15 protein-coding genes and 3 tRNA genes are annotated in these 23,211 nt (G+C 34.1%); 7 read left to right on the forward strand and 11 right to left on the reverse strand.

Translation table 11 applies throughout. The features are described from left to right. Positions 1 to 58 precede the first annotated feature (58 nt). From ACFQ1Q_RS00260 to uvrA, 6 genes are all read right to left on the reverse strand, one after another. Positions 59 to 1,054, reverse strand: coding sequence for a helix-turn-helix domain-containing protein (locus ACFQ1Q_RS00260; RefSeq protein WP_386126774.1), 996 nt, complete (start codon positions 1,052 to 1,054; stop codon positions 59 to 61). Positions 1,055 to 1,332: 278 nt separating this feature from the next. Further along, on the reverse strand, positions 1,333 to 2,076 hold the full coding sequence (locus ACFQ1Q_RS00265) for a hypothetical protein (protein ID WP_386126776.1): 744 nt from the start codon (positions 2,074 to 2,076) through the stop codon (positions 1,333 to 1,335). Between the two features lie 164 nt (positions 2,077 to 2,240). Further along, positions 2,241 to 4,652 (reverse strand): alpha-ketoacid dehydrogenase subunit alpha/beta, encoded by a 2,412-nt coding sequence (locus ACFQ1Q_RS00270; protein WP_386126778.1) that lies wholly within the window; start codon positions 4,650 to 4,652, stop codon positions 2,241 to 2,243. 324 nt (positions 4,653 to 4,976) lie between these two features. Continuing rightward, on the reverse strand, positions 4,977 to 7,817 hold the full coding sequence (locus tag ACFQ1Q_RS00275; protein ID WP_386126780.1) for a metalloprotease: 2,841 nt from the start codon (positions 7,815 to 7,817) through the stop codon (positions 4,977 to 4,979). Between the two features lie 7 nt (positions 7,818 to 7,824). Next, the gene (locus ACFQ1Q_RS00280) at positions 7,825 to 8,511 is read right to left on the reverse strand and encodes an LOG family protein (RefSeq protein WP_386126782.1); all 687 of its coding nucleotides are present in this window, start codon (positions 8,509 to 8,511) and stop codon (positions 7,825 to 7,827) included. Positions 8,512 to 8,552: 41 nt separating this feature from the next. After that, the gene (gene uvrA, locus ACFQ1Q_RS00285; RefSeq protein WP_386126784.1) at positions 8,553 to 11,381 is read right to left on the reverse strand and encodes an excinuclease ABC subunit UvrA; all 2,829 of its coding nucleotides are present in this window, start codon (positions 11,379 to 11,381) and stop codon (positions 8,553 to 8,555) included. A 120-nt stretch (positions 11,382 to 11,501) separates the two neighbouring features. Here uvrA and ACFQ1Q_RS00290 point away from each other — a divergent pair, with 120 nt between their 5' ends. Beyond that, positions 11,502 to 12,029 (forward strand): hypothetical protein, encoded by a 528-nt coding sequence (locus ACFQ1Q_RS00290; protein ID WP_386126786.1) that lies wholly within the window; start codon positions 11,502 to 11,504, stop codon positions 12,027 to 12,029. 76 nt (positions 12,030 to 12,105) lie between these two features. Here the strand turns inward: ACFQ1Q_RS00290 and ACFQ1Q_RS00295 are convergent, their stop codons facing one another. The 4 genes from ACFQ1Q_RS00295 to ACFQ1Q_RS00310 all read right to left on the reverse strand — a co-directional run bounded on the left by ACFQ1Q_RS00295 (position 12,106) and on the right by ACFQ1Q_RS00310 (position 18,028). Next, positions 12,106 to 14,841 carry a reprolysin-like metallopeptidase gene (locus tag ACFQ1Q_RS00295; protein ID WP_386126788.1) on the reverse strand — a complete coding sequence of 912 codons (2,736 nt, stop codon included), beginning with the start codon at positions 14,839 to 14,841 and terminating at the stop codon, positions 12,106 to 12,108. Between the two features lie 68 nt (positions 14,842 to 14,909). Further along, positions 14,910 to 15,683: a hypothetical protein gene (locus ACFQ1Q_RS00300; protein WP_386126790.1), complete on the reverse strand. Its 774-nt coding sequence runs from the start codon at positions 15,681 to 15,683 to the stop codon at positions 14,910 to 14,912. A gap of 42 nt (positions 15,684 to 15,725) precedes the next feature. After that, positions 15,726 to 17,429, reverse strand: a complete 1,704-nt coding sequence (gene ggt, locus ACFQ1Q_RS00305; RefSeq protein WP_386126792.1) for a gamma-glutamyltransferase — start codon at positions 17,427 to 17,429, stop codon at positions 15,726 to 15,728. Then, positions 17,426 to 18,028 carry an acyl carrier protein phosphodiesterase gene (locus ACFQ1Q_RS00310; protein WP_386126794.1) on the reverse strand — a complete coding sequence of 201 codons (603 nt, stop codon included), beginning with the start codon at positions 18,026 to 18,028 and terminating at the stop codon, positions 17,426 to 17,428. The genes ggt and ACFQ1Q_RS00310 overlap by 4 nt, the downstream gene beginning before the upstream one ends. Before the next feature lie 57 nt (positions 18,029 to 18,085). Between ACFQ1Q_RS00310 and glmM the strand changes: the two genes are divergently transcribed. Then, complete coding sequence (gene glmM, locus ACFQ1Q_RS00315; RefSeq protein ID WP_386126796.1) at positions 18,086 to 19,474, forward strand: phosphoglucosamine mutase; 1,389 nt, start codon at positions 18,086 to 18,088, stop codon at positions 19,472 to 19,474. Between the two features lie 28 nt (positions 19,475 to 19,502). Next, positions 19,503 to 21,014, forward strand: a complete 1,512-nt coding sequence (locus ACFQ1Q_RS00320; RefSeq protein WP_386126798.1) for an aminotransferase class V-fold PLP-dependent enzyme — start codon at positions 19,503 to 19,505, stop codon at positions 21,012 to 21,014. Here the strand turns inward: ACFQ1Q_RS00320 and ACFQ1Q_RS00325 are convergent. Next, positions 21,011 to 21,907 (reverse strand): lysophospholipid acyltransferase family protein, encoded by an 897-nt coding sequence (locus ACFQ1Q_RS00325; protein WP_386126800.1) that lies wholly within the window; start codon positions 21,905 to 21,907, stop codon positions 21,011 to 21,013. The genes ACFQ1Q_RS00320 and ACFQ1Q_RS00325 overlap by 4 nt on opposite strands. Before the next feature lie 54 nt (positions 21,908 to 21,961). Between ACFQ1Q_RS00325 and ACFQ1Q_RS00330 the strand changes: the two genes are divergently transcribed. From ACFQ1Q_RS00330 to ACFQ1Q_RS00345, 4 genes are all read left to right on the forward strand, one after another. Continuing rightward, on the forward strand, positions 21,962 to 22,615 hold the full coding sequence (locus ACFQ1Q_RS00330; RefSeq protein WP_386126802.1) for a rhomboid family intramembrane serine protease: 654 nt from the start codon (positions 21,962 to 21,964) through the stop codon (positions 22,613 to 22,615). A gap of 121 nt (positions 22,616 to 22,736) precedes the next feature. Beyond that, positions 22,737 to 22,820, forward strand: a tRNA-Ser gene (locus ACFQ1Q_RS00335). 24 nt (positions 22,821 to 22,844) lie between these two features. Further along, positions 22,845 to 22,919, forward strand: a tRNA-Pro gene (locus ACFQ1Q_RS00340). A 116-nt stretch (positions 22,920 to 23,035) separates the two neighbouring features. After that, positions 23,036 to 23,109, forward strand: a tRNA-Arg gene (locus ACFQ1Q_RS00345). Positions 23,110 to 23,211: the final 102 nt, after the last annotated feature.

Below are 23,211 nucleotides of genomic sequence, written 5' to 3' on the forward strand. Positions count from 1 at the left end.
AACGCTCCTTGAACGACTTAAAGCGTACTAGGACGTCCTAAATACGATTTGAGACGTCTTATTTTAGTTGTGTTTTTAAATATTCGGTAGGAGAGAAGCTCGTTAGCTTTTTAAATACTCTATTGAAAGTAGCCTTGCTATTAAAACCACATTCTTGAGCAATACCAAGTAAGGATAATTGTTGTTGCTTATTTTCTTTCAGCATAGTTTTAAACGCTTCAACACGATAGCCATTTACAAAATCGTTGAAGTTTTTGTTGTAGCCCGAATTTATAGTTTCGGAAAGTTGTCCTCTAGTCATGTTCGCCATTTTGGCTAAGTCTGATAAATTAAGCTCAGGATTTAAATAGGCTTTTTGTTCTACCATTAAATGATTCACCGTAGCAATATCGTCTTCAGAAACAGATTTATGCTCTATGTTATCACTTTCTTCTGGAATTCCAATAGTCTTTGGAGAGAAGCTAAAGTCTAATTTATTCAGCTTTGTGGTGTCTGTAAAGTAACCTTTAATACCAACAAACAAGGTCACCAAAGCAGCCAATAAGTTGAGCCACCATCGTTCTTGATATCCTAATTCCATAAAACGCGAACCAATAATATCTTGAACAGTACCGTAAAGAAACAGCGTGCTAAAGAGTATTAAGAAGGTTAAAATCCAATTGAGTTCTAACTTATACGTATTTGAAAAATATTGCATAATCTTTTTACGATAGCTATAAAATAGTTGAAACGTAAATGCCAAATACAGCAGCATAAACGGAGGTTCTATGTAAGACATGATGCTTAAAATGTACTCCTCATCTAAGGAGATTTTTAGCACACCATTCTGCGTATCACTAAATCCAGGTTGCAGCGCATCATAAGTGTAAATTGAAAATCGGTAGACTACGAAAGCTATTGCCAAAGCAAAATGCCACCAATAGCTTTTTTTGAATTTAAAATTTGAAGTCGTAACAGACTTGACATACAAGTAAATTAATGGCGCTAATGCAATGCCAATATTTATAAGAAAGTAATTGATTTTTGTAGTTCTAAAAGCATCATACCAGCCCATAAACCCTAGAGTATAGCAGGTCTGAGAGTATGAGGTAAGTAATAGAATGCATCCTAAAAATAAATCTGAAAGGTTACGCTTTTTAACATACCTACCGAATAGAAGACATACAAAAACAAGGCCTTGCTAAGCCAAAATTAAAAGCGGTAAACTCCAACGGTTAAAATCTGGAAACATTCTGTGTTTAAATTAAAACCTAAATGTATCTATTTTATGAGAGAATTGAAAAATGAATACGGCTCAAATTGTTTCAAAGGCAAACTACAGGAATAATTCCATCAATTTTCACAATAACTTTCATAATCATCAGCTATTTTTCTAAAAGCTTTTCCGCTTCTTGGAAAGTAATCCCCATTTTGAGCATTTTCAATAATTTTTGGACAGGTTTTAAAGAAGCGTTTTACAGATTTTTTAAAAGCTTTGTGATTATTATAATTTAGAAAATAGGTATCGCTTTCATAAACTGGTTTTTCTGTCTTTTGAAAGTAAACTATCTGTGAAGTTGCGTAATAATTTGAACTTATATCTTTAAAAATTCGAGCTTTGCTATTTTCATAGTACAACGTACGCAGACTATTGGCTATAGCACCTTTTATATTTCTTAAGAAGAACACCTCTATAGTATCGTCTATAGTATAATTCGTAGTTAATATTCTTTTTTTCTGAATAGAATCTAGGTTAGGGTCTAAGTCAAGCATTTTAAACGATAAGTCTTTAAGCTTTGAAGTATATATTGTTGCAGATTTTGCTTTTATATCTTTCCAACCTTTAACAACATTTTCTTTAGGCTTTTCCTTTACAAATACTATTGTTTTAGCATCTATAGGATTAACAAAACCAAAACCTGATACTTTTTCGTTATTAATAGATGTGTAGGTCAATGAATCAAAAGCAATTCTAGGTTGTTCTTTTTTTAGACTTCTACTGGTAATATAGAATTGTGCATGTAGTTGGTCTGTACAACAAAGAAGTGTTAATGTGATAAGTAATAGGTTATAGATATTGATAGGTTTTCTTAGCATAAATTATTCTTTTCTAATGACTACCAATATTAATAAATGATTTTTATTATTCAAATGTGCTTTTAGTATTTCAATCGTTTGTTTTCAGGTGGGTTTTTATTTAAATAATAAAAAACGCCTCTAATTTAAAATCAAAGGCGCTTGTTTTATATATAAATGTTTTACTATCTCAGTCTCGGAAAATCTACAGGATTTGCCTCGTGCATCACATTATAGATGGCTTCAAAAACATCTTCTACTGAAGGCTTAGAAAAATAATCGCCATCAGTACCATAAGCTGGTCTGTGTGATTTTGCCGTTAACGTTTTTGGTTGGCTGTCTAAATGTTTGTAGGCGTTTTGTTTGTTAAGAATTTCGTCTAAAATATAAGCCGAAGCTCCACCAGAAACATCCTCGTCAATCACCATTAAGCGATTGGTTTTAGCAACACTTTTTACAATATCATGATTAATGTCTAAAGGAAGAAGTGATTGTACGTCAATAATTTCAGCGTTAATACCAACTTCTTGTAATTCTTTAGCAGCTTGTTCTACAATTCTTAAGGTAGAACCGTAAGACACTAAGGTAATATCTTCGCCTTCTTTTATAGTTTCTACGACACCAATTGGGGTTTTAAATTTTCCAATATTGTTTGGCATTTTTTCTTTAAGACGATAACCGTTTAAACATTCAACCACTAAAGCAGGTTCATCGCTATCTAAAAGCGTATTGTAAAATCCTGCGGCTTTAGTCATGTTTCTTGGTACCAAAACATGAATGCCACGTACTAAATTAAGAATACCTCCCATTTGTGAACCTGAATGCCAGATACCTTCTAGTCTGTGACCACGTGTTCTTACGATTAGTGGCGCTTTCTGGCGACCTTTTGTTCTATAATGCACTGTAGCCAAGTCGTCGCTCATTAATTGCAATGCGTATAGAATATAATCTAAATACTGAATTTCTGCTATGGGTCTTAAACCACGCATAGCCATTCCGATACCTGAGCCTAGAATGGTTGCTTCTCTGATACCTGTATCTGCTACACGAAGTTCGCCATATTTGGCTTGTAAGCCTTCTAAACCTTGGTTAACGTCACCAATATGTCCAGCATCTTCTCCGAATATTAAGGCTTCTGGATAGTTGCTAAAAATAGCATCAAAATTATCTCGTAATACGACACGTCCATCAACATCTTCTGCATTGTCTTCATAAGTTGGTAAAACTTCAGTTTGGTTTAATGCTTTTTTGTCTGAATGACTTAATAAATGCGAGCTATATTTTGGTTGAATTTTTTCAAAATATGAATTTATCCAATTTTGCAGCTGCGTTTTTTCCGAAAAACTCTCAGAAACCACATAGCGTAGTGCTTTACGCGAATTAGATAAAATATCTTTACGAAGTGGCTCGTCAATTGAAGCCAAATCATTTTTAAGTTTTGTTATAAAAACGCCGTTACTACTACTTTTTGCTAAATGGTCTAAAAGTGAAACAGCTTCGTCGCGTTCTGCTTTAATTGGATTTATAAATGCTGACCAAGCCGCTTTTTTTCCATCTCTAACCGCTTTTTTAATTTCTTTTTCTAAAGCTGTTAACTCTTCATCAGAAGCAATATTATTAGTAACTATCCATTGACGCATTTGTGCATTACAATCGTACTCTGCTTCCCATTCTAAGCGATTTTTATCTTTATAACGTTCGTGAGAGCCAGATGTTGAATGCCCTTGTGGTTGCGTCAGTTCTTGAACATGAATCATAACTGGAACATGTTCTTTTCGGGCTACTTGCGCTGCACGTTGGTATGTATCAATGAGTTCTGCATAATTCCAACCATTTACACGAAAAATTTCATAACCTTTTTCATCTTCTGTTCGTTGGAATCCTTTTAAAATTTCCGAAATATTTTCTTTTGTCGTTTGGTGACGTGCGTGTACCGAAATACCGTATTCATCATCCCAAATACTTATAACCATTGGTACTTGTAATACACCAGCGGCATTTATAGTTTCAAAAAATAGACCTTCACTTGTACTGGCGTTACCGATTGTTCCCCAAGCCACTTCGTTTCCTTCTTTTGAAAATTTAGTAGCATCAATACCTTTTACATTACGGTATATTTTAGAAGCTTGGGCTAGTCCTAAAAGTCTCGGCATTTGCCCTGCAGTAGGAGAAATGTCTGCACTTGAGTTTTTCTGCTCTGTGAGGTTTTTCCATTCGCCATTTTCATCTAAACTGTGCGTTGCAAAGTGTCCGCCCATTTGTCTGCCAGCAGACATTGGCTCATCTTTTAAATCAGTATTGGCATACAAGCCAGCAAAAAACTGCTGAATAGTTAACTCACCAATAGCCATCATAAAGGTTTGGTCACGGTAGTATCCTGAACGAAAATCACCATTCTGAAATGCTTTTGCCCAAGCAATCTGAGGAACTTCTTTTCCGTCTCCAAAAATCCCAAACTTTGCCTTACCTGTTAATACCTCGCGACGGCCGAGAAGACTGCATTCGCGACTGGTGACAACTGTTTTGTAATCATTTAAAACTTCAGCTTTAAAATCTTCAAACGTAATCTCAGTTTTAGTATTGGCATTTGGCTTCATATATCAGAAATTTTGTCCTACAAAAATACACTATATCGTAGTGTTTTACAAAGCCAAAATCTGTTATAATTTTGAAATATTCTTAGTAAATCGATGTTTTTTAAATAAAAATTAAAAAAAATAACAATTTTTAACAATTCAGTGAGAATTTGTCAACAATGGTAGTTGATGTTTTTTTTGACTTTAAGGTTTTCTTTCTAGAAAATTTAAAGATGAATTACTGATAAGTTTATTAAAAAGGAAGCTCTTTTAATAGAACAGGTAATATAAGATTTCTTGACTGCCGCTTAAAATTGAATTTTATATTTTTTAGCTCTCAGCTAATTAATACCATTTTCGTCTAAATAATCCTAAGAGGACTTGCGGGTCAACACTAATGACAAATCTAATTTTTTCGGCATAATTAGGTTGAGCGATTTCCCAACCGTTATTAGAATATACTGGGAAAAATAATTCTAAATAGTCTGGAACTAAATTAAGACGTACTCCAGAATCGTAAACAAATTTAGGGTCAAAACCTCTGTTTTTAACCAATCCTAAATCTCCATAAGCTTCGATATAACGCCATATCGAAGCACCGAAGTTTGTAGTTGTAATCCACTGATTAGCAAAACTTGTATCTAATTGAGATTTAAAACCACCTTCAGCGACAATAAGCTGCTGGCTAAAAATACCCGTAGCTTCAGAGCGTCCTAAATAATTGAAATCGAATAAATAATCTGTTGGTCTATCTAAAGCAAAACTGAAATAGTTTGAATTTAGATCAGTGTTGTTTTTTAAAAACGTACCAGCAAAAAATCTAAAGTTATAGTTTCGATTGTTTTTTGCAAGCTTTCTGTATTCGTAATTCACGGCTAACTTGCTAAAATTACTAGCGACTTGTACGTCTGCAAAAAAGCGAGAGTAGTTTATTATTCCAGGGCTAGAGTAAACATACCTTAAATTAACTACACTATAATCTGGCTCTGTTTCTGTTTGAGTTATAAGTGCATCTTCGCCTAAAGTTCTATCAATATCTACGTAGCGCAATCTCAAAAAATGACGTTTATCAGAGCGTAAATCATCCTTGTCTCTAAAGGCAAATGAGACATTTGGTCTTAAACGTCTGAAAAAAGCATCTTGAGCAAAAGATTGATAACTAGCGTCTATACCATATGAAATGTCATATAAATTTGTGTCTTCTAAAATATGCGTGTAAAATATGTTTGCAGAACCAGTTAAAGTTTGGGAGTTAAATGAATATTTTGGCGCAAACTTGTAGTTTAATCTACGTTTTAAAATGGTCTTGTTATATATTTTTCCACCAAGAGTAAATCCGTCATAAATATTATTGTATTCTATAAGGGGCATAAAAAACACTTGATTGTAATAAGGGTCTTCTACATCTTTAAAAAGCCTAAATTGTAATGGTTTACTAAATAAATTAGACCCTTTTGTGGATTTGTAGTTGTTTCGCTGGTTAAATTCTGGTATTGCGTTATCATAGTCCAATACCAATCGTTCAGTATCGTAATTTTTAATTTTGAATGTTTTTTCTTTTCCTATGCTATCAACCCAAATTTTATTGACTATAGTATCGTTTTTTAAACTAAATAAAGAGATTGGTAGATTGATATTCGCCTTATTTTTTATGGTTAATGTTATTGAGTCTTCTTCTGTTTCTATATCAACCAATTTGTAATCTATTTTTTTGCGAGTATTAATGTAATCTCCAAAAAACCAATCGAGATTTTTATTTGTTTTTGATTTGATAAAGTTTTCAAAGTCTTTCGAAGACGAAGGTTGAAGTTTCTGTTGCTTTAAATAATCTTTTGCTAAGGATTTAAAATCAATATCTTCAGCATAATCGTCCATGTAGTTTAAACCTAATCCTGCTTTATATCTACCAGCTATATTGGCATTAAATTTAGTTAATGAGTCTTTTGAGATAGTCAATGGCTGATCATTATTTTTACGAGCTATTTCCATAAAATAGAGGAAATAACGGTAATTAAAATCAAGTTCTGCCATATGAAATGAACGTATGCCCCAAACGTTGGCTAACGTGCCAAGAAACTTTTTGTCTGGATAATTATCCTCAACATATTTCATTAAAAAATAAACGCCTAAACCGTCATTAAACCAATGGTCTTGCCTTGGGTTAGTTAAATGAATATTATTTATATACTTATTCAGTGATGTTTTTAAAAGCTTCATCTCGTATTGAAATTCACTTTTAAAAGGTCTTAGAAAACTAGGCAATTGGTTAAGTCCGTAAAGTGGATTTTTATTATAATCTATTTGGCTTACCACTAAACGGTCGTGCGGATAAGGACCTAATTTATCATTAAGATATTTACTCACTTTATCAATAATTAAGGCTTTTGAAGTCTCATCTAGACCTTTTTCTTCAATGTCTGAAACAAGTGTAAAATAATCGGTTGTAATTTGCTTGTAGTTCTGGGTTTTACGAAGTGACAAATAAGTTTCAACGCGGTCAATTCCCTTAAGTGTAACCGTTTTAATTCCATTAGAATTTGATACTGAAGTTGTATTTAACTCTGAAGTTAAATTGTAATGCTCAGGAAATGTAATGTTGATAGTAATGTCTGTTTTCGGAACATATAAATCATCCAGATTTTTGTTACTATAATATTGCCACTTGCCATTGTAAACACTAGGTGTTAAATACCAATGTTTTAATTCAAAATTTTGATTTTCAGTAAATCCGTAATCAGTAAACTCAGCATCAGGTAAGATAACAGAATATTGAAGCTTAATTTTGTAAGCTGAGTTTGGCAAAAGCGGTGTTTTTAAACTTATTTTTAAAACATCTACCTGATTTTCTAAATGATTATAGGCTAACGATTGGTCTTCAACATTTGTAATTGATATAATGTTTGTAAATCCTCGTTGTCTGTCTTTTGCAAGATGAAATTTTGTAGAGAATTCCTCTTCAAAACGTTTGGCTAAAGCTGTAGATTTGTTGCTATAGCTATTATTCCAATCGTTTAGATAAATAGTGCTTAACGTATCATTTGTGGTATTATAATATTCAATAGTTTGAATGATGTTCACTGATTTTACATCAGGATTTACATTGGCATCAATCACCACAGAATTTTGCCCATAACCAAATATGGTACATAACAAATAGGTTAAGATTATGAGGGAATTTTTTATCAAATTAGTATTAGAAATTAGGGCTTAAATCTGAGTTTTGGTAGAAATCGTTAAGTATTTCTACAACTTCGTCACTTGTATCAACAACGTGAATTAAATCAATATCTTTTGGACTTATATTACCTTCGGTAAGTAGGGTATTTTTTATCCATTCAACTAATCCGCCCCAAAATTTCTTTCCGACTAAAATAATAGGAAAAGTATCTATTTTATGGGTTTGAATTAATGTAATTGCCTCAAACAATTCGTCTAAGGTTCCGAAACCACCAGGCATAACAACAAAACCTTGTGAGTATTTTACAAACATGACTTTACGAACAAAAAAATAGTCAAAGTCTAAACTTTTATCTGAATCGATATAAGGGTTGTCGTGTTGTTCAAACGGTAAATCAATATTAAGCCCAACAGAAGTTCCGCCTGCAATATGAGCACCTTTGTTACCAGCTTCCATAATACCTGGACCACCGCCAGTAATAACACCATAACCACTATCAACTATTTTTTGAGCAACCTCTTCAGCTAGTTTGTAATACTCGTGGTCTGGTTTTGTACGTGCAGACCCAAAAATAGATACGCAAGGTCCAATTTTACTCAGTTTTTCATAGCCACTAACAAATTCGCCCATGATTTTAAAAATGGCCCATGAGTCGTTTGTTTTAATTTCGTTCCAGCCTTTATAGTGTCTTTCTTTTCTCATTTATGATATGCTATAGTTGATTATTTAATTTAAAAAGCGTGCTAATTTAATTCTTTCTTTAAAAATTTAGCGGTGTAGCTTTTCTTATTTTTAATGATTTCTTCTGGTGTACCTTTAGCTACTATTTGTCCGCCGCCTTTTCCGCCTTCGTAACCAACATCTATGATATAGTCAACGGTTTTAATGACGTCTAAATTGTGTTCAATAATTAAAACGGTGTTTCCTTTGTCTGTTAGCTTATTCAATACTTTCATGAGCACATTAATATCTTCAAAATGAAGTCCTGTCGTAGGCTCATCCAAAATATAAAATGTATTACCTGTATCTCTTTTGCTTAATTCAGTTGCCAATTTAATACGTTGTGCCTCGCCACCAGACAATGTTGTGCTTTGTTGACCAAGAGTAATATAACCTAAACCAACATCTTTAATTGTTTTAAGTTTTCTGAAAATTTTAGGAATATGCTCAAAAAATTCCACAGCTTCATTAATGGTCATGTTTAGTACATCACTAATTGATTTTCCTTTATATCGAATTTCTAAAGTTTCGCGATTAAAACGTTTCCCTTGGCAGGTTTCACATTCTACGTAAACATCTGGTAGAAAGTTCATTTCTATGACGCGTAATCCGCCACCTTGACACGTTTCGCATCGTCCACCAGCAACATTAAAACTAAATCTACCTGGTTTGTAACCGCGAATCATTGCCTCAGGAATTTGTGCGAAAAGCTTACGAATTTCATCGAAAGTTTTTGTATATGTTGCAGGATTACTTCTAGGAGTCCGGCCTATAGGTGATTGATTTATGTCAATAACCTTATCAATATGTTCTAATCCCTTTATACTTTTATAAGGCATTGGTTTTTTTACGCCATTAAAGTAATGTGCGTTTAAAATAGGGTAGAGCGTTTCGTTAATTAAGGTGGATTTTCCGCTACCAGAAACGCCTGTGACTCCAATCATTTGACCTAATGGAAATTCTACAGAAACATTTTTTAGATTATTACCAGTGCAACCTTTAAGTACAATCTTTTTACCGTTACCTTTTCGGCGTTTTTTAGGGATAGCAATTTCTTTATTGCCATTTAAGTAAGCAGCAGTAAGTGTGTTTTCTTTTAAAAGTTCTTTTGGTGTGCCTTCACTAATAATTTCGCCACCATGTTTACCTGCAAATGGGCCAATATCTATAACGTGGTCAGCACGTTCAATCATATCTTTATCGTGCTCAACTACAATAACAGAATTACCAACATCTCGAAGTGAAACCAGTGAATTGATAAGTTTTTCATTATCGCGCTGATGTAAACCAATACTCGGTTCATCTAAAATGTAAAGTACGCCTACTAATTGAGAACCAATTTGGGTAGCTAGTCTAATACGTTGCGCTTCACCACCAGAAAGTGATTTCGAACTTCGGTTTAGAGACAAATAAGTAAGACCGACATCGACCAAAAACTGAACCCGACTTTTGATTTCTTTTATAATTTCGGCAGCAATTTTTTGTTGTTTTTTGGTAAGTCTTTCTAGTAAGTTTTCGGACCATTCGCCTAATTCAATAATATCCATCATTACCAAATCAGCTATGCTTTTTCCGTCAATTTTAAAATAGAGTGATTCTTTACGAAGACGAGAACCATTACAAGTTGGACATTCAACTTTATCCATATATTCTTTTGCCCAACGAACTAAAGATGTTGAATTAGATTTGTATTGGCTTTCAATAAAATTGGCAACACCTTCAAAATCGATATCGTAATTTCTGGCAACACCAAGTATTTTGCTTTCTACTGTAAATTTATCTTTTCCGCCGTATAAAATAACTTGCTTAGCTTCATTTGGTATATCCTTCCAAGCATCGTTTAATGAAAAATCGTAACGCTGCGCAATAGTTTCAAACTGTTTAAAAATCCAACTCTTTTTTTGTACACCGTGTGGTGCTAAAGCTCCATTTTTGATGGATAAATTTTCGTCTGGTACCAATTTTTTCTCGTTAACTACATATAATTCGCCAATACCATTGCATTTTGGGCAGGCACCTTTTGGGGAGTTGAAGGAGAAGTTATTTGGCTCAGGATTTGGATATGAAATCCCAGACGATGGACACATTAAATTTCGACTAAAATACCGCGGTTCGTTTGTGTCTTGCTCGATAACCATAAGTACATCATCACCATGGTACATTGCTGTGTTAATAGACTCCATAATGCGTTTTTCATTGTCTTTGGAATCCTCAATCTTTAAACGGTCAATAACAATTTCTATATCGTGGGTTTTGTAGCGGTCTAGTTTCATCCCTTTTTCAAGGTCTACGATATTGCCGTCTGTACGTACTTTTACAAACCCTTGTTTGGCAATTTGCTCAAACAATTCACGATAATGTCCTTTACGAGAACGAATAACAGGTGCCAAAATATTGATGCGTTTCCCAGTATAAGATTCTAAAATTAAATCTTTGATTTGCTCATCAGAATAGCTCACCATTTTATCGCCAGTTTCATAGCTGTAAGCATCAGAAGCTCTTGCAAAAAGTAATCTTAAAAAATCGTAAATTTCTGTAATTGTGCCAACAGTAGAACGAGGCGACTTACTTGTTGTTTTTTGCTCAATTGCAATAACAGGCGAAAGGCCATCAATTTTATCAACATCCGGACGTTCTAAACTTCCTAAAAACTGACGCGCATAAGCTGAAAACGTTTCAATATATCTTCGTTGACCTTCTGCATAAATGGTATCAAAAGCCAGTGATGATTTTCCACTGCCTGATAAACCAGTAATAACCACTAGCTTTTCTCTGGGTATGGTAACATCAATATTTTTTAGGTTATGAACGCGCGCACCTTGTACTTCGATTGCATCATCAAATGTGGACATAAATCTTTCTTCTTTTTCCTTTTTTAGCAAGTCGTAAAGGTACAATTTTAAGTTGTCTTTTGCGCATCGATATTTGCTACAAAATTGTTATAATTGTACGTAAACAAATTAAGTTTAAATATGAAATTATTAGGAATAGGTTCAAGAATAAACCACACAGAATACGGCAAAGGCGTTGTTACAAACGTAACAGCACAGCATTATTGGGTTACTTTTATAGAAAATGGATTAGAAACTCTTGAATTAGACGAAGAATTTGAAGTTATTGAAGCTGCAGAAGATGAAGTGGATACAATAAGCTTTTATGAGGTCGAAAAAAGTTTACGAAGCATTTTAAAGCGATGGTCTGATGTTACTGAAGTTGTAAGTATTGCGGATAAATGGAAAGGTGGAAAGTTAATTTTTGAAGCTGGCGACCCTAATTTGCAAGGCAAGGAAATGTCAATTGATACTTTTTTTCATAAAATTACAATGGTTCGTGACAGACTTAGAGTTATGGAGCAAAAAATTAATTCTAGCAAAAATCTTGACGAGCAAGAAAAGATAGATTTACAACAATACATTACAAGAAGCTATGGAAGTTTAACAAGTTTTAATGTGTTGTTTAAACTAAAGAGTCAACAGTTTAAAGGGCAGTCTTCAAAATAAGAAATATTAATTCCTGTAAAAACAAAAACGCCGAGGTATTTGCTTCGGCGTTTTTGTTTGAATTATTTTATGGCGTTTATTCTATAATAAGTTTTCGTGTAACGCTTTTATCACCGTCATTTACTTTCATGATGTAAATACCAGTACTAACGTTGTTAAGATTAATTTGCTTATCAAATCTTGATGTTGCATCGTAATTTTTGTTAAATACTAACTTACCTGAAATATCGTATACATCTACATTAACCCCTATACCTGAATTAGAATTAAATTGTAGCGTAAAATCACCATTATTTGGATTCGGGAATAACGCGAAATCATTAAGCTCAAAATTATCTGTATCTAAGGTGATGTTAGTTGTCGTCGTACATAATTCTACAGACCATTCGTTAACGGTACCTGTAGTACCATTTACAAAATCAACAAAAACGAGATTCCAGACACCTGAAGGATTATCTCCATTGAATATATCTAATGAACTTGTAGGGGCAAAAGTCCCAGTATTTGGATTACCACAAACTATCGCAGGTTCACCATCTTTAAAAGTAATATCAATGTCGTTATTGTTACCACAATTTAAAGCCCATATATTTCTAAAACCACCTTCAGCAGGTTGTAATTGTAACAACAAGTGACCTGCAGAATTATGACTCACATCAGCATATATCCGCAAATCTGTGATTGGAGTAGATTCTGTTACTGTTACAGGTATAAATACGGGTGTCCCTTGGACAGGATTCATAGTTGTACCATTGCCATCAGGTATTGCAGTAGATATTGCCCCTGTTGTGTAAGTATTGCAATCTTCAGTAACAGTTACAGTTGCACCAACCGAGAACGACTTAGAAATTGCAAAATAAATATTATCTACAGGCTCTATTTTAATTCTACAATAAGGCTCTTGGACTGATGGAAAAGTTATAGTTTCTGAACCATCATTTTCAGTATTACTAGCTAAAGTGGTACTAAATGTTAAACCACCATCAGTAGATAATAATATATTAACATTACTTGTGTTTATTCCGTTTGCAGTAGTTCCTGCAACATCCCAAGTTATAGTTGTACTAGAGCCTGAAGGAAAACTTTCATTAGTCACATCTGGTGCAGTAACTCTAAATGGACCTACATTGGCAGTAGTAACTATCATATCATCTCTATTGGTCTGTCCACCATTAGGTGATTGATTATCTCTTACTGTTAATGCAAAATTCATTGTACGAGCTACATTAGGAATGACTTCCCATTGCGGTGTTAAGTTATCATCTAAAATATCACTTAATTGCGGAAAAGTTCTCTCACCGGTAGATAATGAAGGTCTTGATCTAAATTGCGGGTTAGTTGTACTAGTAGTATTAGGTTGGTCAGTAGTTGTACCTGTGTCTACCTGCTCCCAATTGTAAGAAAGTGAAGCGCCAGAATCTATATCCGTACCTGTGCCGGTGAGCGTAAATGCTGTTCCAAACGGAATTGTATAATCATCACCTGCATCAGCAGTTGGTGCAGTATTGCCATTTGGTGTATTAACAGAACACGTTGGCGAAGAAGTTATTCTTGCATACATTTCATCTATACTTACTGCATGAAAATGGTCATCACTATTGGGCTGTACATTATCTGATGCACAGATACCTGCGTAACCCATTATAGTATTGCCACTTCCAACCTCCACAGCTGTACCTGGATTTCGTTGAGCACCGCAATTACCATCTCCACCATTATAACTATGGTTAGCACCAAAATGATGTCCTATTTCATGTGCTACAAAATCAACATCGAAAACATCACCAACAGGGCTACCTAATCCCGTTACAGCTCGTGCTTTTGCATTAATAAAACATATACCACCAAGAGCTGCAACACCTCCACCACCTGTTGAGAAAACGTGCCCAACATCATAGTTTGTAGTGCCTATATTCGCGTCAATAATATTTTGATTTTGAGTTAGCATTGCACCACCATCATTATTAGAGTATCCATCATTTTCCGCTAAAAAAATAATACTTGTGCCAGACGCTGTATTTATATTATCTACTAATTGCAGTGTAACAGACAAGTCTCTTTCGTAAATTCCATTAACACGAGTCATACTCACATTCATTGCGGCTAATACCGTAGAACGTTTAACTGCATCAGTAGCAGCTTGTTGACCCGCAGCATTGATATGAAAATTAGAATATTCTTGGGTTGATGCTAGTGCAAAACGAAAAGTCCTAAATAAACCATCGTTGGCATTTCTAAGACCCGAATCGCGGTTAGTTTCTGGCTGGTAAGGACTTTCTAAAGCCATTTCATCCGTTAATTGACAGCTTAATCTATCGATATCAGAATAAAGATTTTCTTTCGCATACAATATGTAAGTGTTTAAATCTTCTGTGTAAGGATCTATATAATATGTTTTACCAATTGTGTAAATCGCCGCATGAAAACCAAAAACAGTGGTGCTAAGGCGCATCGTAACACTAGGATTATCAATGTTAATACCAACGTAAGATTGAATTTCTGGATGTTTTGAAGCAAATTCTGGCTCCATAATAGAAGCTTCATAAATTTGATAACGTTCAGATGCGCCATTAATATTAGGAAATTTTACGATTGTGTTAGACTCTAAATTTCTTTTTCGACTTACTGCGGTACTAAGTTTAGATTTTAAGTTCTCTAATTGAAGACTATAAATTTCAAATTGAGAAGGAGTGGATGCTCTATCTAACAATTGTTCTTTGTTAATTTTAGAAGCATCAATTTTTGACCAATAATTTTGTTGAGAAAAACAAAAAAGAGGCAAAATGATAAGGATGAGGTAGATTTTCTTCATAAGATAAAATGTTTATAATGTAAATTTAAGATTTTTAGAGAATTAAAAGGAACTTATAAAGCTGAGATTTAGTTTTTTCGATAAAACGTAGAAATATTTGTAATTTCTAATCCAAAAAAGGGCAGCTGATGAAGTGTAGGAAGTTTTGCGCCAGATTTTGTTGTTTTCCAATCAGACCATGATGCCTCAAGTCCACCAATAGGAATTATATCTACCCACATTTGAAAGCTTTTTGGCATTCCGTTTTCATTTACATGCCATAAGTAAGAATCTCCTGGCGTTGTACCTCCTAGTTTGTAAGTTATAAGCAAAGACTCAGTTTTGTCTTTATTTTTCACCAATTGACGTTTTGTACCTTTATCAAAAACTTTGTAAGGCGCAACTAACCAAAACGAATCATTATTAAAATAAGATTCAGCTTTTTGAATTAGTTTTTGCTTGTCAACGCCATTATAAGGCATATTGCCTACAAAAACTGAAGAGTTATTTGTGTTTTTTAATTGAAGCATGACTCGGAAATTTTTCCATTTTACTTCGCAACTATCAGCAGACTTAAACCATTTATAACTATTTCTATTTTTAAAAGTCCACTCGATGTAATCGGTTTTTTTGTAAGCTTCGTAATTGAGCGCTTCAAGCATTTTATTTGCTAAAACATCGGCTTTTGGACTTTCAATTCCTGTTGGAAAAGGTTCGTTATATTTTAAATAAATGAAACCAAAAAATAGAAGTGATGGCAAGGTGATAAAAACAATTGCTCCTAAAATGAATTTTGAAATTCGCTTTAATTTTTCTTTTATTGAAAGTTTACTGAATGGTTGACGTTTTCTTTTTAGTGCCAAAGTTGGAGGATTTAGTTAAGCTTCAAAATTACAATTAAGAATTTAAAATCCAACCGCAGCGTCATCGCCACGCTTGTCTGCGCCACCTTCTAATTTGCCATCATCTGTGACTAAAATGCCATCTACAATACCGATGATTGGTGAACGCGATTCGTTAATTTTATAGCCTTTTGCTATTAATTGTTTTATGATATTTTTATCAAAAGCATTTGGCTCTATTCTAATTTCATCAGGTAACCATTGGTTATGAAAACGAGGCGCATTGACGGCTTCTTGCATACCCATTTCAAACTCATGAACATTTAAAATGGTTTGTAAAACAGAAGTAATAATTGTTGAACCGCCAGGTGTACCGACAGTCATGAGCAGTTCGCCTTCTTTTTCTACAATAGTTGGTGTCATTGAGCTTAACATTCTTTTTTCTGGTGCAATGCTATTGGCTTCTGCACCGATAAGTCCGTAATAATTGGGTTCGCCTGGCTTGCTACTGAAATCGTCCATTTCGTTATTTAAAAAAAATCCTAAATCGTCAGCATAAACTTTTGAACCATAACCACCGTTTAAAGTTGTAGTAACGGCTATAGCATTTCCAAATTGGTCTACAATAGAGTAGTGCGTCGTTTCGTCACTTTCATAGCCAATAATATTTCCGTGAGAGATAGAATCGACCGGAGTCGGTGCTTTAAAAGTAAAATCTGTCATTCTCTCATTTAAATATACAGAACTTGTTAAGGTTTCTAAAGGAATATCTACAAAATCGGGGTCACCCAAGTAGTAGCTTCGGTCAGCATAAGCGCGCTTTTCGGCTTCAACTAAAACTTGAATGGCTTTTAAACTATTATGACCGTAGCTTTTTAAATCAAAATCTTCAACCATTGTCATAATTTGATTGAGACAAACGCCACCAGATGATGGTGGTGACATTGAGGTAATTGTTAAATCATCATACTGAAATTGAATTGGCTTTCGCCATTTGGCTTCATATTTTTCTAAATCTTCTAATGTTATAATGCTTCCTTTTTCTTGAAGAAATTGAACTAATTTTTTTGCAGTTTCGCCTTTATAAAATTCATCTCGTCCATTATTAGCAATGCGTGTTAAGGTTTCAGCTAAAGCGAAATTTAGGATTCTATCATTTTGCTTTAAATCTTGATTAAATAATATTTTTTTTCCGTTAACGGCAGTGAAAAGACTATCATAATTTTTAAATCTATTTTCCTGATTTTTAGTAACAATGAATCCGTTGTTCGCCAAATCAATCACAGGTTGTAGAATGGTTTTTACATCTAGTTTCCCGAAGCGTTTCTGAGCTTCAAAAATACCGGCTACTGTTCCAGGAACACCTATGGCCAAAGGTCCTACTGTACTTTTGTTGGGTATAACATTTCCATCTTCGTCCAAATACATGTCTTTTGATGCTGCTAGTGGTGCTTTTTCGCGGTAATCGAGTGCACCGACTTGACCGTCGGCTAGGCGATATACCAAAAATCCGCCACCACCAAGATTTCCAGCATATGGATAGCTTACTGCTAATGCCATTTCAGTAGCCATCATCGCATCAAAAGCATTGCCTCCTTTTGCCATTATATCTGCGCCAATTTTAGAAGCTTCTTGTCGTGCACTTACTACCATCGCTTTATCAGTTATGTAACCGCGTTGTATTTCTTTGGTTTTTACAACATTTTTCTCTTCTTTACAGCTTAGAAAAACAATGATTATACTTAACATGAAAAGAATTTTTCTCATAGGTTGTATTCTTTGGTTAATTCAATTCGTTTTATTTCGGCGTAAGCCCTTAAATCTTCAAAAAAAAGTTTGAAATCATTTTCAAAGGCTTCATAATTTTCAATCAATTCCTTTGTGGCATTATTCATTTTACTTAAACCTTTTGTTCTATTGTTCATACCATTAAGCACTTTTTGAATTCCTTCAACTGTAGCATAACTCAACAACCAATTATCTTCAATCATAAAAGGTGTTAGTTTTTTGAAACGAGGCGGTAAAACTTCAAAATTTTCATTCAAACTAACATAAAAACCTTGGATGTATTCATTTAAAGGTTTGTTGGAATATTCACTCCAATTTTTTGCTAAAAAATGGTCGTAAAAAATATCTACGATGACGCCACTATAATGGCCATACGGCTTATGCAATCTTTTGGTGCTTTGTCTAAAAATTGGGTGAGCATCTGTATATGTATCTATGTAACGATGCAGAACAATGCCTGCTTGCATGGCTTTTGGGTATTTTGTGAAAATTTTACCACGAATACCGTCAGCTGCAAAATTGCCGATAGTTAGCAGTTTGTTATTTCCAGAAAGGTAAATATGGGCCAAAAAGTTCATTGCCCGAATTTACGAATTCATAATCATATAATTATATTTGCGTAAAACGAAATATACATGACATTAATAAAATCTATATCAGGAATCAGAGGAACCATTGGCGGAAAGGTTGAAGATAATTTAACACCAATTGATGCGGTAAAATTCGCCGCAGCTTATGGTACTTGGCTAAAGGAGCAACGTAACAAAGAAAATTATCGCGTAGTTGTTGGTCGTGATGCGCGAATTTCAGGTGAGATGATTCAGAATTTAGTGATGAACACTTTAGTTGGTTTAGGTATTAATGTTATTGATTTAGGTTTATCTACAACGCCAACGGTTGAAATTGCTGTGCCATTAGAGCATGCTGATGGTGGAATTATTTTAACCGCAAGTCATAATCCAAAACAGTGGAACGCCTTAAAATTATTGAATAATAAAGGTGAATTTTTGAATGGAGTTGAAGGCAAGAAAATTTTAGAAATTGCTGAATCTTCTGATATGACCTTTGCTGAGGTTGACGATTTGGGAAAAATTACTAAGAATGAAGCTTATATAGATATTCACATCGATGAGATTTTAGATTTGCCATTAGTGAACAAAAGTGCCATTGAAGATGCCAATTTTAAAGTGGTTGTTGATGGCGTAAATTCTACTGGTGGAATTGCAATTCCATTATTGTTAGAACGTCTCGGTGTCGAAGCTGTAAAATTATATTGCGACCCAACTGGTCATTTTCCGCATAATCCAGAACCTTTAAAAGAACATTTAGGCGATTTAGCTAATGCTGTAGTAAAAAACCATGCAGACTTTGGTATTGTCGTTGACCCAGATGTTGACCGATTAGCGTTTATGGATGAAAAAGGCGAAATGTTTGGTGAAGAATACACACTTGTAGCTTGTGCTGATTATGTGTTGAGTAAAACACCAGGAAATACAGTAAGTAATATGAGTTCTACAAGAGCGTTGAGCGACGTTACTAAAAAACATGGCGGAAGCTATGAAGCTTCTGCCGTTGGTGAAGTCAATGTTGTGGAATTAATGAAGAAAAACAATGCAATTATTGGAGGCGAAGGAAATGGCGGAATAATTTATCCAGCGTCGCATTATGGTCGTGATGCCTTGGTTGGTGTGGCTCTATTTTTAAGCCTTTTAGCTGAAAAGAAAATGGCTGTAAGTGAATTACGTGCTAGCTACCCAAACTATTTTATGAGCAAAAAGAAGATTCAATTGACGCCAGGTTTAGATGTTGATGGTATTCTTAAAACTATGGAATTTAATTATAGTCACGAAAAATTAACCACAATTGATGGTGTAAAAATAGATTTTGCTAACAGTTGGGTACACTTAAGAAAGAGCAATACTGAGCCAATTATTAGAATTTATACTGAAGCGCCTTCTCAAAATGAAGCCGATACTTTAGCGGATAGATTTATTGCTGAAATCAAGGCAATTGCGAATATTTAATATTTTTGTAACTGTTTAAAAATCAATTATGTCAGTCGTTTCAACTCCAGTCGAAAAACAAGTTTCAGAATTAGAAAACTACTTCGATAAATTCAGAAAACAAATTGTTGGTATTGACCAAACTTTTGTTTCGCCTTATGGTGAAAAGAAGATTATCTATACAGATTGGACAGCTTCAGGACGTTTATACCGACCAATAGAGAAGAAACTATTGAACGATTTTGGGCCTTTTGTAGCAAACACACATACCGAAACTACCGTTTCTGGTACAGCGATGACTCAGGCGTATCATAAAGCAAAACGCATTATAAAAGACCATGTTAACGCGAATAAAGACGATGTTTTAATCGTTTCAGGAAATGGAATGACGGGCGTTATCAATAAATTTCAACGTATTTTAGGTCTAAAAGTTCCTGAAAACTTAAGAGAATATACCAATATTCCTAAGGAGATGAAACCTGTGGTTTTTGTCTCTCACATGGAGCATCACTCTAACCAAACCACTTGGTTAGAAACTATGGCTACGGTTGAGGTTATTCCGCCTGACGAAAATGGATTATTCAGCTTAAAAAATCTTGAAATATTATTAGAAAAGCATAAAGAATGTACCATTAAAATTGCTTCGGTTATTGCGGGTTCTAATGTTACGGGAATTCAAACCCCATATCATGAAATTGCAAAATTGATGCACAGCAATGGTGGCGTGTGTTTTGTAGATTTTGCTTGCTCTGGACCTTATGTAAATATAGATATGCATCCAAAACATGAAGATGAAAGTTTGGATGCAATTTTTTTGTCGCCTCATAAATTTTTGGGCGGACCAGGAAGCTCAGGAGTTTTGGTTTTCAATAAAAAATTATATAAAAATATGGTGCCAGATTGTCCTGGTGGCGGCACAGTGAGTTGGACAAATCCTTGGGGTGAACACAAATACATTGATAATATCGAAGAACGCGAAGATGGCGGCACGCCAGGATTTCTTCAAACTATAAAAACGGCGCTTTCTATAAAGTTGAAAGAACAAATGGGTGTTGATAATATTCTGAAACGTGAGCATGAAATTGTCGAAACTGTTTTTAAGCGGTTAAAAAGTCAAGAAAATATTCATATTCTCGCTGGTCAGCATAAAGATAGATTGGGTGTTTTTTCGTTTTATATTGATGATTTACATTATAATTTGGGTGTGAAATTGCTGAATGATAAATTCGGGATACAAACTCGCGGTGGCTGTAGTTGTGCAGGTACTTATGGGCATTTCTTATTGCACGTAGATCAACAAACATCCAAAGAATTAACCGATGAAATTACTATTGGAGATTTGGTGCGTAAACCAGGTTGGATTAGGATGTCAATTCATCCAACAACAACTAATGATGAAATTGAATTTGTATGTCAAAGCATCATTGAATTAGCAAAAAGTCACAAAGAATGGGCTTTAGATTATGAGTATTCTCGATGTAATAATGAGTTTATTCATAAAAGTCTAGTAGGTAAACCTTGTGAGGTAGCTTCAATTAACGAGTGGTTTACTTTAGATTAATTTTTAATAAATTCTTCAGGAACTTTATCTCTATGTTTCCAACGTTTATGTGTCCATAGGTAATATTGTGGCGCTTCGTGGATTTGATTTTCAATTAATTTGAAGAATATATCAGTTATTTTGTAATCTTCAAATTCGTTTGGAGATTCCGTAATAGTTTCAAAAGTAGCTTTGTAATACCCACGTTTTAAACGCTTCACACTAAAAAATACAACAGCCATATCGAACTTTTTAGCAATGGTTTCAGCACCTGTGTGCATTGGCACGGTTATGCCCATGAATTTGTTCCAATGTAATGCGCTGTAATGTTTTGGCGATTGGTCGGCAGCGAAACCATTCATAGTTAATTCGCCTTTTTTCTGAGAAGCTGTTAAAATTTGAAATGTCTCTTTCGTTGTAATTAAATGCGAATTATATTTTGCGCGAATGCGTTTAACAAGTCTATCAAAATATTTGTTTCCAAGTCTTTTGTATACTGCGTAACCTTTATAATTTATATGTCTTTGAAGAATAAAAATCCACTCCCAACTACCGTAATGAGCAGTCATCAACATTATACTTTTCTGCTTAATTTCTAAATCCCTAATAAGCTCAAGATTAGTGAATGTAAAACGTTTCATCATAGAAGCTTCAGAAATAGTCATAGATTTTATAGCTTCTAAAATCATATCACACAAATGATGATAAAATTTTGAACTAATTTCTTCAATTTCAGACTTGCTTTTATCAGGAAATACCAATCTAAGATTAGCTTTTACAACTTTTTTCCGATACTTAAAAATTCTGTAAATAAAGAAATACAAAACGTCTGAAAGCGCGTATAATAACCTAAAAGGTAGTATAGAAATTATCCATAATAATGGATAGATAAGTATGTAGGCAATCAGTTGCATTAAACAAAAATTAGAACGCAAATATATTTATATTTGAAGTAAAATAAAGAGGATATGCTTAATTTAAGTTTAGTTGCTATAATTGTTATCGCTGCAAATGTGATAGTTTCTTTTAAAGGCTTTAGCGACCGTTTGTTTTTTGAACAATTTAAATTTAATGTTGGGAGCATTAAACGTGGAGAGCAAATTAGAATGTTTAGCTCTGGATTTTTGCATGCAGATACAACACATCTATTATTCAATATGTTTACACTTTATTTTTTTGCAAATTCAGTTATTCTGCCTTTAGGCAATTTTAATTTTATTGTCATTTACGTTGCTAGTTTATTGTTTGGCAACCTATTGTCTTTGTATTTTCATAAAGATGAAAATTGGTATTCTGCTATAGGAGCAAGTGGAGCAGTAACTGGAGTTTTGTATTCTGCTATTTTGCTAGACCCAAATATGAGCTTATATATGTTCTTTGTACCAATACCAATTCCTGGTTATGTATTTGGTATTGGTTATTTACTATATTCTATATATGGAATGAAAAAACGCATTGGAAACATTGGTCACGATGCACATTTTGGTGGAGCTATCGGTGGTTATATTATTACACTACTTATGCAGCCCTCTTTGTTACAAACAGATTTGCTCTATGTAGGTTTATTGGCAATACCTATTTTGTTATTATTTGTACTTTACAAAACAGGAAAGCTGAATTAATATTTAAGAATCAGAAGATTAGATTTTATATAAAAAAACTCAAAAAAATTGTTGCGTTCTTTAATATGAAAAGCTACATTTGCATCCGCAATTTTAAGCAAAGTTCTTAATTTATTGTATTGGAGAGGTGCCAGAGTGGTAATGGAGCAGATTGCTAATCTGTCGACGGGTAACTGTCGCCAGGGTTCGAGTCCCTGTCTCTCCGCAACATATTTATAGATAACCATTTCGGGGTGTAGCGTAGCCCGGTTATCGCGCCGCGTTTGGGACGCGGAGGTCGCAGGTTCGAATCCTGCCACCCCGACAAAGTTTAAAATTATATTGAAATTTCTTAAATTTGTTTATCAGCATTTTAAGAATTAATTTTAAACAAATGTATAGAGTTTTTTATTCGACTCTTAAAATAATGAATAGTGTTAAGGGCTCTTAGCTCAGCTGGATAGAGCACCTCCCTTCTAAGGAGGCGGTCGAAGGTTCGAATCCTTCAGGGCTCACAAAAAGTCTTACCTTTAAGGTAGGACTTTTTTGTTTTAAGCCTTTTCAGTTAATCTTTAAATTCATTTTGTAACATTTCAAAGAATATTTTTAAATAACTT

This window comes from Winogradskyella litorisediminis, assembly GCF_042675765.1.
Taxonomy (GTDB): domain Bacteria; phylum Bacteroidota; class Bacteroidia; order Flavobacteriales; family Flavobacteriaceae; genus Winogradskyella; species Winogradskyella litorisediminis.

What these genes read in the sequence shown, in the direction of transcription:
- ACFQ1Q_RS00260 (WP_386126774.1), bottom strand. Translation starts at nt 1,054, where the DNA reads ATGGGCTGGTATGATGCTTTTAGAACTACAAAAATCAATTACTTTCTT.
- ACFQ1Q_RS00265 (WP_386126776.1), bottom strand. Translation starts at nt 2,076, where the DNA reads ATGCTAAGAAAACCTATCAATATCTATAACCTATTACTTATCACATTA.
- ACFQ1Q_RS00270 (WP_386126778.1), bottom strand. Translation starts at nt 4,652, where the DNA reads ATGAAGCCAAATGCCAATACTAAAACTGAGATTACGTTTGAAGATTTT.
- ACFQ1Q_RS00280 (WP_386126782.1), bottom strand. Translation starts at nt 8,511, where the DNA reads ATGAGAAAAGAAAGACACTATAAAGGCTGGAACGAAATTAAAACAAAC.
- uvrA (WP_386126784.1), bottom strand. Translation starts at nt 11,381, where the DNA reads ATGTCCACATTTGATGATGCAATCGAAGTACAAGGTGCGCGCGTTCAT.
- ACFQ1Q_RS00290 (WP_386126786.1), top strand. Translation starts at nt 11,502, where the DNA reads ATGAAATTATTAGGAATAGGTTCAAGAATAAACCACACAGAATACGGC.
- ACFQ1Q_RS00295 (WP_386126788.1), bottom strand. Translation starts at nt 14,841, where the DNA reads ATGAAGAAAATCTACCTCATCCTTATCATTTTGCCTCTTTTTTGTTTT.
- ggt (WP_386126792.1), bottom strand. Translation starts at nt 17,429, where the DNA reads ATGAGAAAAATTCTTTTCATGTTAAGTATAATCATTGTTTTTCTAAGC.
- ACFQ1Q_RS00310 (WP_386126794.1), bottom strand. Translation starts at nt 18,028, where the DNA reads ATGAACTTTTTGGCCCATATTTACCTTTCTGGAAATAACAAACTGCTA.
- glmM (WP_386126796.1), top strand. Translation starts at nt 18,086, where the DNA reads ATGACATTAATAAAATCTATATCAGGAATCAGAGGAACCATTGGCGGA.
- ACFQ1Q_RS00320 (WP_386126798.1), top strand. Translation starts at nt 19,503, where the DNA reads ATGTCAGTCGTTTCAACTCCAGTCGAAAAACAAGTTTCAGAATTAGAA.
- ACFQ1Q_RS00325 (WP_386126800.1), bottom strand. Translation starts at nt 21,907, where the DNA reads ATGCAACTGATTGCCTACATACTTATCTATCCATTATTATGGATAATT.
- ACFQ1Q_RS00330 (WP_386126802.1), top strand. Translation starts at nt 21,962, where the DNA reads ATGCTTAATTTAAGTTTAGTTGCTATAATTGTTATCGCTGCAAATGTG.